The 12,478-nt window shown below is 45.7% G+C and carries 11 protein-coding genes and 1 pseudogene; 8 read left to right on the top strand and 4 right to left on the bottom strand.

The window, feature by feature from the left end; translation table 11 throughout:
- Positions 1–5: 5 nt before the first annotated feature.
- On the bottom strand, positions 6–1,049 hold the full coding sequence (locus FX988_RS00575; protein ID WP_160177853.1) for an AraC family transcriptional regulator: 1,044 nt from the start codon (positions 1,047–1,049) through the stop codon (positions 6–8).
- 158 nt (positions 1,050–1,207) lie between these two features.
- Positions 1,208–1,408: a hypothetical protein gene (locus tag FX988_RS00570; protein ID WP_160177852.1), complete on the bottom strand. Its 201-nt coding sequence runs from the start codon at positions 1,406–1,408 to the stop codon at positions 1,208–1,210.
- A 447-nt stretch (positions 1,409–1,855) separates the two neighbouring features.
- Between FX988_RS00570 and FX988_RS21710 the strand changes: the two are divergent.
- Positions 1,856–2,017, top strand: a pseudogene (locus tag FX988_RS21710) (tyrosine-type recombinase/integrase); the annotation flags it as partial.
- A gap of 553 nt (positions 2,018–2,570) precedes the next feature.
- Here the strand turns inward: FX988_RS21710 and FX988_RS00560 are convergent.
- Positions 2,571–2,858 carry a DUF6172 family protein gene (locus tag FX988_RS00560; RefSeq protein WP_160177851.1) on the bottom strand — a complete coding sequence of 96 codons (288 nt, stop codon included), beginning with the start codon at positions 2,856–2,858 and terminating at the stop codon, positions 2,571–2,573.
- Between the two features lie 383 nt (positions 2,859–3,241).
- Here FX988_RS00560 and rimO point away from each other — a divergent pair, with 383 nt between their 5' ends.
- From rimO to fghA, 7 genes are all read left to right on the top strand, one after another.
- Positions 3,242–4,663: a 30S ribosomal protein S12 methylthiotransferase RimO gene (rimO, locus tag FX988_RS00555; RefSeq protein WP_160177850.1), complete on the top strand. Its 1,422-nt coding sequence runs from the start codon at positions 3,242–3,244 to the stop codon at positions 4,661–4,663.
- Positions 4,664–4,665: 2 nt separating this feature from the next.
- Positions 4,666–5,115, top strand: a complete 450-nt coding sequence (locus tag FX988_RS00550) for a DUF2721 domain-containing protein (protein WP_160182046.1) — start codon at positions 4,666–4,668, stop codon at positions 5,113–5,115.
- Between the two features lie 39 nt (positions 5,116–5,154).
- A complete protein-coding gene (locus FX988_RS00545; RefSeq protein WP_160177849.1) occupies positions 5,155–5,910 on the top strand; it encodes an SDR family NAD(P)-dependent oxidoreductase in 756 nt (251 codons plus the stop codon).
- Positions 5,911–5,954: 44 nt separating this feature from the next.
- The gene (locus FX988_RS00540) at positions 5,955–6,854 is read left to right on the top strand and encodes an amidohydrolase family protein (protein WP_160177848.1); all 900 of its coding nucleotides are present in this window, start codon (positions 5,955–5,957) and stop codon (positions 6,852–6,854) included.
- Between the two features lie 115 nt (positions 6,855–6,969).
- A complete protein-coding gene (locus FX988_RS00535; protein WP_160177847.1) occupies positions 6,970–7,428 on the top strand; it encodes a hypothetical protein in 459 nt (152 codons plus the stop codon).
- 87 nt (positions 7,429–7,515) lie between these two features.
- Complete coding sequence (locus tag FX988_RS00530; RefSeq protein ID WP_160177846.1) at positions 7,516–8,634, top strand: S-(hydroxymethyl)glutathione dehydrogenase/class III alcohol dehydrogenase; 1,119 nt, start codon at positions 7,516–7,518, stop codon at positions 8,632–8,634.
- Positions 8,634–9,494, top strand: a complete 861-nt coding sequence (gene fghA / locus FX988_RS00525) for an S-formylglutathione hydrolase (protein WP_160177845.1) — start codon at positions 8,634–8,636, stop codon at positions 9,492–9,494. The genes FX988_RS00530 and fghA overlap by 1 nt, the downstream gene beginning before the upstream one ends.
- A 214-nt stretch (positions 9,495–9,708) precedes the next feature.
- Here the strand turns inward: fghA and FX988_RS00520 are convergent, their stop codons facing one another.
- Positions 9,709–12,411, bottom strand: coding sequence for a M14 family metallopeptidase (locus tag FX988_RS00520; RefSeq protein WP_160177844.1), 2,703 nt, complete (start codon positions 12,409–12,411; stop codon positions 9,709–9,711).
- Positions 12,412–12,478 lie beyond the last annotated feature (67 nt).

The following is a 12,478-nucleotide window of genomic DNA, read 5'->3' as shown; positions in this document are numbered from 1 at the left end:
GCCAATCATGGGTCAATATTGCCCAAGGTTAAATTTTCTCTAAACTCTTGCGGAGGACATCCTCGCCAGCGTTTAAATGTGCGAGCAAAATTCGAAGGGTCACTGAATCCTAACTCATATGCTATAGCAGTAATAGGCAAGCCGGATATCGCCAATAACTCGCTAGCGCGCGCAGAACGTAAGTCGTCTACTATCTTTTTATAACTAGTATTAGATTGGCTAAGTTGCCTTCTTAAGCTGCGCTCCGATAAGCCGAGCTCGATGGCTGCCTGCTCGAATGGCACAGCAAAATAATGATGTTTGGTAATTAGATGACGCACTTGGGCTTCTAGCCCTTCTCCAAAGTGAGTTTCAGCCATTTGTTTTTCACAGAGGCGTATCATGTTTTGGTGCACCAAAGGGTCTGTGCCTGCTAATGGTTTCTCTAAAAAACGATTCGGTAATACCATTTTATTAAAAGGCGCATTAAAGCGAATTGGAAAGCCAATATTCTGACTAAATGAGTGCCAACCGTCAGGTTCGGGAAAGGCAAGCTCCGCACATTCAGTTACCTGCTCTTCATTCAATAATAGCTTCCAAAAGTTATCAGTAATGACTAGGCTGCTACCCACCACAAAATATTCAATGTCTCTTACGTCAACTGCAGGCAGCCAACGAATAATTAAGTTCGTATCCTCTTTATAAAAATCAAAGGATAGAATGGAGAAATTTAAAGAAACAAACTGTTGTAAAACTTTAAGAGCAGTAGAAAAAATGTCGCTACTGATGGCGGCTGAAGCAGGCAATCCGATATTAATGGGGTTAAACCTACTTGCCATACGTGGCCCCAGATTTTGATCACCCGTGATAGCTATTGCGTTCAAAACAAATCGTTTGTGTTGTTCAAATGTGCAACGGTAATCAGGGTTGACTAAATTTTCTTGCGATAGGTTGGTGCCCTTTAATAAGGCTTCAGCCGCATAGCCTTCGCTCGCCAATATACGATATACAAATCCTATGTAATTAATGGTTAAAGCTGCATCTTTTGAGGTAAAGCGTCGGCGTCTCAAAATTTTACTCTTCAATTTAACGTTTTATATTGTCTAAAATACCCAGATAATCTTATCCTCATTTTAAGAACAGTAGCAATTGCTGCGTTTCCTATAGTTCCTAGTACCATGAGTAAAGCTAACTCAATCACACAAAATATCCTTATTCACCGTAGCATCTAACTTCCCGCAAACCAAAAAGCTCGCCCAAGGATAGCGATAAGAACAGCTTTAGCGCAGCCTACTAATGCTGTAAGAATATCAGGTAACGTAAATAAACTAGAGACGAATAGAGTGACCGCGAAAAAGCCACAGATAACAGCGCCGAGCATTGCGCATGCCTTGGTAACTGGATGAAAATCCTTCCTTTGTTTATTCATTGAAATTCCTTTTTTAATACCCGTGAAAGACCTAATGCATAACGGGCAAAAATACGCAGGCTACAATATCAAGCGAAGCGCTGAGAGCCTAGGTATTTTTGTCCCAGCGAACGTCGTGCGCGAGTTTATGCGCTTAAACCACCAACGACAGCCTAAAATGACGTAATTTATGACCCATATAAAGACCGTTTCGGAGACCGTTATGGTGGCGAGAATTTTGGAATAAGTTGCTGCAAGCATTACGGAACTAAAAGCAAACCCTATGAAAGTTGCGAGCAGCGTTTATGGCGATCCTGTTGCTATATTGAATCGAAATGAATCTGCATTCTATTGTTTCCCGGCTGAGATTTACGAAAAAATGATGGTTCGTTTAGAGGATCTGGATGTCGATGCCTTCCTTTCATAAGAAGCGGCACGTAAAGCGCAACTTGATAAAATCGTCATACCCACACGCTTCGCCAACCGCTCGCGACGCATCTTTTACAATCAGGCGCGGATATTCGTACCCTTTAAGACCAGCTAGGCCACAGCGATTTGCGCACTTCGCAAATTTATACTCATATTTTTCAGCGTGGCGCTAATCTTGTCAGCCCACGTTCATGTCTATGATGCGCTTTAAAAAACCATGCCCCCTGCCCTGACCAACCAAATAGCCGCATAACTACGTAAAAGAGCTGGCAATCGTTCATTTTCACGTACCAGTAAAGATACGAGATAGATGAGGGCTTAGATAATAAATGACATGACACTTTGAACATCTCAGATCACGTCCTCAAAAAGAGCGCATTAGGTGCCTTGATTCGCTACAACGTCAGCAGGAACGCCTTGAGCAAAAGGATTCCCTTAAGCAACAATAACGCCGCCCTTACCTCCTGCATCTGGGCGAATATCGATGCCCCAATCGCTGTTACTCGCAACCTACTTATCGTGTTCAACCCTAATCACCGTATTACTCGCATCCACCAGCTCATTCAGTTATGTCATCAACATGACGAATAACCGTCACACAATCCCCCGCCGTAAAGACTGAGCTCCCCTGCCTCAACAAACGTATCTAGCAGATAACTCACACCGAATAACGGCGAATCAATTTGTGTCGTCCAGCGCGAGACTACATAACCTTGGCCGTTTAAACTAAACGGAAGCTCGCTGGTTAAGCATTTTACTCAGCTGGTTTTTTAACGCCGGGCTTAGCGAGTATTTCTAAGTAAAAAGAGGCAAGTTCCTTTTTTTCGGCTTCATCGATATGTTGGTTAATCGAACCAAGATGAATGACGTGTGCATTGTCTTTATCCGTGCCAAAACGACAATCAAAATCCCAGTAGTCAGCACCTGGTGGTAGGCTCTTTTTTCTCTCTCGTCTCAAGTACTTTTTAACTTCAAACTTAATTGCCTCGACTAAGCGTGGCAGTTTAATTTTCGGGTGAGACAAAACAAATGTTTTTTTCATGGTAATTACTCGTAGTGGCCAGCAGTGTACATGGCGCTCAATAATGGAAGGGGATAATAGTGTGAATTTGCTTTGACAGGCGAATTCGTCAGCAAAATAGACTCATCCTTACAGATAGAAAATAAGCACAATATACAAATTGTTGTATTTTCCCGAGGATTATATAAGAACCGCGGTTTAATAGATGCACCTATCCGCAAATAAACCCTACTCGAATAAAATAACAGGCTGAACCACAGCGATTGGCATTTCTATGCAGCTTTCATCCGTAAAAAAGTCAAACCGCTAGCCCTACTTGAATCCCATGACATTCCTCACGCAATTCCGTTATAATCCCAACAATTGGCACACGCCGCGATACATTACTTTATTTTGAGCATTTGATGACTGTTGAAACCTTTAATCCCAAGCAAACGACGACGTTAGAAACACCGGTAAAAACCATTGAAGCGGATAAGCCCAGTTCCTTATCGACAGGATCGAGAATTGGCTTTGTAAGCTTAGGCTGCCCGAAAAATCTGGTCGACTCAGAGCGTATTTTGACCCAACTGCGCACCGAAGGCTACGACGTGGTGAACACCTATAACGATGCAGATCTCGTTATTGTGAATACCTGTGGCTTTATCGATACCGCCGTGCAGGAGTCACTCGACACCATAGGCGAAGCGCTTACTGAAAATGGCAAAGTAATTGTAACTGGCTGTTTGGGTATCAAAGAAGACGAAATTCGCGAAGTACACCCGAATGTGCTTGCCATTACCGGCCCTCACGCTTATGAAGAGGTGGTCAACCAAGTGCATGAGCATTTGCCACAGCCAAGCCACAACCCGTATTTAAATTTAGTGCCGGACATTGGCGTCAAGCTTACCCCGCGCCATTATGCCTATTTAAAAATATCTGAAGGCTGTAACCACAGGTGTACCTTCTGCATTATTCCGTCTATGCGCGGCGATTTAGTCAGCCGTCCTATCGGCGAGATCCTAGATGAAGCCCAGCGCTTAAAAAACGCTGGCGTAAAAGAGTTATTGGTTATTTCACAAGACACCAGCGCCTACGGCGTAGACGTGAAAAACAAAATGGGCTTTTGGAATGGCATGCCGGTAAAAACCGGCATGACAGAGCTGTGTGAAAAACTCGGCGAAATGGGCATGTGGGTACGTTTGCATTACGTTTACCCCTATCCATCTGTTGATAAGGTCATGCCGCTTATGGCTTCAGGTAAAGTATTGCCTTACCTTGATATTCCTTTTCAGCATGCTAGCCCACGTATTCTAAAATTGATGAAACGCCCGGCCGCTGCTGAACGCACCATGGAACGCATCAGAAAATGGCGCGAGCTATGCCCTGAGCTAGTTATACGCTCTACGTTTATTGTGGGTTTCCCTGGTGAAACCGAAGAAGACTTTCAAATGCTGCTCGACTTCTTAGACGAAGCCCAACTTGAGCGCGTGGGCTGCTTTAAATACTCAGATGTTGAAGGTGCTAAAGCGAATGACTTGCCTGACCCAGTCAGCGAAGAAGTTAAACAAGAGCGCTTCGAACGCTTTATGCAAAAACAACAGCAAATTAGCAGCGCTAAATTGCAGCGCCGAATCGGTACCACCATTCAGGTACTTATCGATGAAGTCGACGAAGAAGGCGCTATTGGTCGCAGTTTTGCCGATGCCCCTGAAATCGACGGTTTAGTTTATTTAAATGGTGATGTTGAGCTTAAACCTGGTGACTTGATTACCGCCACAGTTGAACATGCTGACGAATACGACCTATGGGCATCTCGTACGGTGAATAGCGATTTGAGTGCGTAATGATGGCGGCGTCGATTTCTGATTTAGCCCAGGTCATTCAAATTGTTGTCGCGCCGGTCTTTATGTTGACCGGCATTGCGGGCTTTTTGAATGTTATGTCTGGCCGCTTAGGGCGAATAGTCGATAGAGCGCGAATCATAGAGCGCCGAGTCGCTATTCTGAAAAATCCAGAAAAGTTGAAAATATCTCAAGTTGAGCTCAAATACTTATGGCGACGAATTAAGATCATTAACCGCTCTATCGGTATGTGCACTGCGTCAGCACTATTCGTATGTGCGGTAGTCTGTTGTTTGTTTATTGGTGAATTTTTACTGATGGATTTAACAAAAGCCGTGGTGATCCTTTTCGTCATCGCGCTATTGCTCTTGATTGTGGCCTTGGTGTCATTTTTAAAAGAAGTACAACTGGCTACCCGCACGCTACAAATGGGCAAAGAATTCGACGACGAATAAACAGGATCGGTTTTCGTCAATATACGTATAAGAGGAAATATGACATCAAGCACAGCACAGGCAGTTTGCATTGTAACCGGTGGTAGTTTAGGTATTGGTGCTGCCATATGTCAGTTATTTGCGCAAAAGGGCTACTTAGTATTCAACCTAGACCTACAAGCCCCGAATGAGCTAACCCCCTCTATTTCTTGGCGAGAGTGTGATGTTTCAAATGTCACTCAGGTCAAAAGCATCATTGCCCACATACGTACTCAACACCCTAAAATAGATTGCCTAATTTCAAACGCAGGGGTGCATTTGTCAGCCGATATTGAGCACACCAGTGAAGACGTGCTCGATAAAATGTTCGCTATAAATGTTAAAGGAGCTTACGCGGCCATTCAGGGCGTTTTGCCCAGCATGGTCGAACACCAAGCAGGGTCGATTATTCTCATGGCCTCAGATCAAGCTCTTATCGCTAAACAAAACTCCTTTGCCTACAACCTAACAAAGTCTGCGTTGGCATCTATGGCGAAAACCACCGCACTGGATTATGCCAAGTATAAAATTCGCGCTAATGCGGTGTGCCCAGGCACCATAGAAACCCCTTTGTACCACAATGCCATTGATAGCTACCTTGAAAAGTCTGGCCGTGACAGTAGCGAAGTTCACGCAGAAGAAGCCGCCCTGCAGCCACTGGGACGCTTAGGTCAGCCTGACGAAGTGGCTCAGCTGTGTTATTTTTTAGCCAGTGAGCATGCCCAATTTATCACTGGCAGTTTGCAAGTCATTGACGGCGGTTACACGGCGCAATAACAGCTATTTAGCTCAACATGAACAAGGAATAACACGCCAGCGACATGGACATCATTGACCCACACGTGCATCTGTTTAACCTAAGTGACGGTCACTATGGCTGGTTAAAACCGGAAAATCCGCCCCATTGGCCAGACAAACACACAATCTACCGCGATGTGGGCCAGTCTGAGTTGTTGCCCCCAGCCGGGCTTAATTTAGCCGGTTTCGTGCACATTGAAGCGGGATTTGATAACGCTGAGCCTTGGCGGGAACTAGATTGGCTTGAGCGACATTGCACACTGCCCTTTAAAAGTGTCGCAGGGGGTGACTTAACCCGAGAAGACTTTCCCACTGTGTTAACTGAATTAAGGCGCCGAACATCGCTGGTTGGCGTTCGCCATATACTCGATGAAGACGCTTTGCGCCTATTAACGAACCCGATATTTCAAAAAAACCTGGCCTTGTTGGCTAAACATAATCTGAGCTTTGACGCCCAATTTTCGCTAACCGATACCTCAGCCACACACGCCTTGTGCAAGGTGCTTGAGGATATTCCAAGCTTGCGGGTGATCATTAATCATGGGGGCTGGCCGCCACTTGAGTCAAATACCAGCAATTGGCAGCAAGCCTTTGCACACTGGCGACGCAGCCTAAGCGCCTTAATGCCATACTCGAATGTGGCAATAAAACTCTCTGGCTGGGAAATGCAGCACCGTGGCTATACGCCCACTGACGTGCAAGCCACTGTAATGGCCTGCGTGCACATGCTCGATGAGCGCAGGGTCATGCTTGCTAGTAACTTCCCGTTAAATACCTTTAGCTGCTCTTATACTGAGCTATGGCAAGGTTATGACAGGCTTTTGACCACCACACTAAAGCAAGATAACTCAGTCAGTACACAGACGCTTAGTTTAATGTGCTTGTTACTGTTTAAAAATAGCGCGACCTGGTATCAATTTTAACCAAATATAACGGTCTCTTAAGTGTTAAACAGAACACTTGCCCTGCTCCCATTGCTAAGCCCCCTGCTAAGCGTTTAGACTAACCCTTCAAACGATAAAAAATGAGTATTCTTAAGTGAAAAAAACACAAAGACACGTCGTTCAATGGACCTTAGTATTGCTGGTCGCGAGCCTAGCTGGCTGCGCCAGTAATGAGCCAAAACCCATTCAAACAACAGATCACTTCAGTACTCAAATCGGCGATAACGGTGAGACGCAATTCGCCTTCGGTTTATCTTGGTTCAATTTACCCGAAGAAGATACAGATAGAGGCGAACGGGGCGGAAGACGCGGTAGTAGAGATGGAAGCAGAGGTGGTAGTCGCGATGCAGGCCTTGGCGGGCAAAGCAATCGCCCATTAGGCTCAAATTTGAATCCGCAGCCCAATAACGAAACCAAGTTAGCCTTAGAAGACAAAGCCGTGTTGCATTTAAAGCAAACCATAGATAAGCGCGATCTATGCCCAAATGGTTACACCATTGACGACATTATTTGGGAGACCAGACGTATTCGCTTAATGGGTGCGTGCAAGTAATTTAATTCATACAAGTACAACTGGCTCAAGGGTGAGTTTTATTTTTCATTTCTTTGAATGCCTGTTTACCACAAAAGGATGAACAATATGCAAAGTATCAAAACACGAGCCGCGGTTGCTTGGGCAGCCGGCGAGCCATTATCCATCGAAGAAGTAGACTTAATGCCACCGCAAAAAGGCGAAGTGCTAATTAAAGTCATTGCCACAGGTGTATGCCATACCGATGCATACACGTTATCCGGTGATGACCCCGAGGGCATCTTTCCTGCCATTTTAGGGCACGAAGGTGCGGGGGTTGTGGAAGCCATAGGTGAAGGCGTGACGTCAGTTGAGGTCGGCGACCATGTTATTCCTTTATACACCCCTGAGTGCGGCGAATGTAAATTCTGTTTGTCAGGCAAAACCAACTTATGCCAAGCCATACGCACCACCCAAGGAAAGGGCTTGATGCCAGATGGCACCACTCGCTTTTCAAAAAACGGTAAGCCAATCTATCACTACATGGGCACCTCGACCTTTGCGGAGCATACTGTTGTCCCTGAAATCGCTTTGGCAAAAATCTCCAAAGACGCGCCCCTTGAAAAAGTCTGCTTACTCGGCTGTGGTGTCACCACAGGCATGGGTGCTGTCACGAATACAGCGAAAGTGCAAGAAGGCGATACCGTTGCAGTTTTTGGTTTAGGGGGCATAGGGTTATCGGTTTTAATCGGTGCGAAAATGGCCAAAGCGGGTCGTATTATCGCCATCGATGTGAACGAAGATAAGTTTAAAATCGCTAAACAACTCGGTGCCACCGATGTGGTCAATCCAAAAGACCACGATAAAACAATACAAGAGGTCATAGTAGAAATGACTGATGGCGGCGTTGACTTCTCGTTCGAGTGTATTGGCAATGTCAATGTGATGCGCTCTGCGCTTGAGTGCTGCCATAAAGGTTGGGGCGAATCTGTAATTATTGGCGTTGCTGGCGCAGGCCAAGAGATATCAACTCGTCCGTTTCAGCTTGTTACGGGGCGTGTATGGCGTGGCTCGGCATTTGGCGGCGTAAAAGGTCGTAGCCAGTTGCCTGACTATGTACAGCGTTACATGGATGGTGAATTTGAGTTAGATACGTTTATCACCCACACAATGCCGCTTGAAGACATCAACACAGCATTTGATTTAATGCATGAAGGAAAGTCAATCCGCTCTGTGGTGCATTATTAATGGCTGATACCAAAACAACAGAAGTGTCAGCAAACCGTAGTTTCGGAGGTTGGCAGAAGCGCTTTAGCCATCAATCAAATGTACTTAACTGCCAAATGCACTTTAGTGTGTATTTGCCCCCTGCCGCTGAACTGGGTGAACCGCTGCCTGTGGTCTACTGGTTAAGCGGGCTGACCTGCACGGATGAAAACTTCGTGACCAAAGCTGGTGCTCAGCGTGTTGCCAGTGAGCTTGGCCTGATCCTAGTGATGCCTGACACCAGCCCTCGTGGTGAAGACGTACCTGATGCTGACGACAAAGCATACGACTTAGGGTTAGGCGCCGGCTTTTATGTCAATGCCACCCAAGCGCCGTGGAATAAGCACTATCGCATGTACGATTACATCGTTGATGAGCTCCCTAGCCTTATTCAGCAGCGCTTTAACGTGCAACCTAAAGCAGCAATTGCTGGGCATTCCATGGGTGGTCATGGTGCGCTGATGATTGCCCTATCGAACGTGAAGCGCTTTAGTTCCGTGTCGGCTTTTTCACCGATTGTGAACCCGATGGATTGCCCTTGGGGCGAAAAAGCGTTTAGTCATTATTTAGGTGAGGATACAAGCCAGTGGCAGCAATACGACAGCTGTGAGTTAATGCGCCAACAGGGCCAATTTTTACAACTGCCTATGCTGATTGACCAAGGTCTCGCGGATGACTTTTACCAAAATCAGAAGCTAGCTAAACCCCTTGAATTGATCGCACAAGAGACAAACTACCCCGCTGAGTTTCGTTACCATGAAGGGTATGATCATAGCTACTTTTTCATCAGTAGTTTTATTGAAGATCATTTGCGTTTTCACGCTAAGCATTTATCAGCCTAGTAGTAGATTTAGCGGTTTAGCTATTTAGCTATTTAGCTATTTAGCTATTTAGCTATTTAGCTATTTCCGAGTAAACAAGCCAATAAAAAATGCCAAGTGGTTTTCCCCACTTGGCATTATCAGTGGCGCTAGATAGCGCGCTAATCTGCGAGACCATTAATGCCAGTTGCCAACAAAGGCCACTAGCACCAATAGACAATAGCCATACACTTCACTATTTCACCACGTATGCATGGGCTGGTGCGCTGAACATAGCGTTCATCAACATCACATTTAGCCCGTCAAGATAGGCTCGAGTTGTTGGCTCTTGGGTGAAGGCGATCACCATGCCATTTCCAGTAGGTTGATGAATTAAGAATGGCTTGTATGCCAATTGCTTTTTATTTTCTTTCCATAGGTAGCCACTGGCTAACACGTCTTCTTCACCTTTAAACCACGCAAGGTTTTTGCCTGACGCTAAGCGAATGGGCGCGAAAATATCATCCCCGTAGACTAAACCCACGACGTCAGGTGCAACGCCAGCAGTTAACCAATGCTCTTGATCAACTTCCACATTAGCCAGTACTCCAGCGACGAAATCAGGGCTTTCCTCACTGTTTTCACTGTGCTTGATTAAATCGTCTCGGCTTGCATAGGCCTTGCCAGCCACCGTTGAAGATTCTGTATCGGGATTTTCGTTGCTGTTTTGCTCATTAATCGCCAATTCACGCTTTACATCTAACAAACCAATATCAGCGTCGGCAGCAAATGCCGTGGCACTACCTAGGGTAATCAGCACACCACCTGCTTCAACCCAACGCTTTATATTATCGGCTCCGGCCTTACCTAAACCATTTTGATAGCGCCCTGAGGGTAGAATTAACACCTGATAGTGACGCAAATCTGCATTGACTAAGGTCGACGTGCGGATAGCCGTCACCGGATAACCAAATTGCTGCTCAATCACGTAGCGGGTATTGCCCGCACTTAACGAAGACGTTGGGTCATCCCAGGCCATCGCGATTTTTGGTGCACTCATTAAGTAAGTGTCGTTACTACCAAAACTTGGCCCTTCTGTTACCCAACTGGTATTTACTCCATCAACAAGCGCACCGCTTTGAGTGGCGATTTCTTGCACGGTAGCAGCAATATCGGCATTATTTGCTGCCACTTCGATGATTAAGCTACCGGCTGGGTAGCGCGTATTATCATCTATGGTAAACGCGCGATCGGCCGTTTTAAGTGTAATGTTTTGCTGTAACGCGGCAGTTAAAAATCGCCCTGCTGCCATATCGCCCCAAGGCACGATATACGCGACTGTGGCATTTGCGTTTGTGACATGACCTTCAAGCGTGTCAGTCATTTTCACCAAACGATGATCCCCAGATACACTTTTACCACAGGTGTTTACCGCTAGGTTGTACATTAAGGGCAATGACCAGCCCGTTACATCATATATTTGATCCCCTAGTTTTCTCTCTCGGCGGCGTTCTTGCTCCTTGATAAACGCTTTGCTCATATCGACCTGTTGAGTGAAAGTGGTTTTTACAAAACGCCCTCTAGGCTGTGCGGTATCGATATAGTAGCTTCCTGGCGCATAGGTTTCGCCGCACATTTTTACTTTTTCTGTGGTTTGATAAACGTCTACGCCATGCTCTGTCATTAGTTTCGCTAGCTTAAAGTGACCGGCACGATCGCGTTTATTTGGCAGAATAAATACGCGCTCTTTTTTGTCAGACCTGCCAGCCTCAATGGCATCAATTTGATACTGGTAATAATCGTTAAGTAACTTCGTTCGGTTATTCGCTACGGCCTCTGCAGTAGAAATAGAAGCCACGAAGTGACGTAGTACGGTATCTTCATAACTAAGCTCGCTCCCATCCAAACGGCGGAATATTTGGCCGCGAGAAGAGGCCACTTCATACGTGGACGCAGCAGCACCATAAAAGGTCGGCCAGCTGTCACCGTAGCCAGGGTAGAAGGCATCAAAGATTTCACGGGTAAAATAATCAAAGCCATTGGCATCAAAATGCTTAGCATTATTGCGCCCTACCAAATTAATATTGTCGATTTGCGCCTGAGTCATATGTGGATTAACAGGCTGTGCTGACGGAGCAAAGTAATAACTTTCATCACCGCCCATCTCATGTAAATCGATGACCACCAGCGGGTGATATTTTTTCAAACTAGCAATACGACCTTTGGTTTCTGGTTGGGTAATGGCTAGCCAATCACGGTTCATATCAAACAAATAATGATTCGCACGTCCGCGAGGCCAAGGTTCATTATGCTCAGCAGATAATCTGTCACTGCTATGGTTCATGCCTACTGTGGAGTAATAATTGGCAATAAAGCGGCTACGACCATCTGGGTTTTGCAGCGGGTCGATAAACACGATGCTGTTTTGCATGATGTTATCAACCGTTACTTCGCCTTCGCCCGCAAGTAAATGATATGCCGTCATCATGGCAGCATCGGTACTGCTAATTTCATTGCCGTGCACGCTGTATTCTAACCACACAGATGAAGGCAAAGAATCTATTAACCCTTTCGCTTTACGTTTGTCGGTAACCCGCGGATCAGACAGCGCCTGCATATCCTGAGAAAATTGCGTCAAGTTAGCGATATTTTGCTCACTACCAATGGCTGCATATATTAGCTTGCGCCCTTCCCACGTTTGTCCGTACTCGAAAATTTGAATATTTCGAGGGGCTGATTTTTGCAATGCTTCGAAGTAACGCAGCATGTCTGGGTGTGATGTGATGCGTTGCCCGACCGAATAACCCAACACGCTTTGCATATCAGGAATGGTAGCCTTGTATATCAGCTGAGGCCAACCAGAGTTAGTAGGAGAAGATGAGGTGGCGTTTACGTTAGACGCAGCGCAAAACAACACCGCTGTTAAAACAAATATGGTGTACAAATTTCGTAGAGTCATTAGGTTCCCTAAACTGATTAAATATTATGTCGTTTTAGCGACTTATTCTTATACCTCAACATAATAA

Origin of the sequence: Paraglaciecola mesophila, assembly GCF_009906955.1 — a bacterium.
Classification (GTDB): domain Bacteria; phylum Pseudomonadota; class Gammaproteobacteria; order Enterobacterales; family Alteromonadaceae; genus Paraglaciecola; species Paraglaciecola mesophila_A.
Note: the sequence above shows the minus strand (reverse complement) of the source record. Positions and strands in the feature narration are given on the sequence as shown.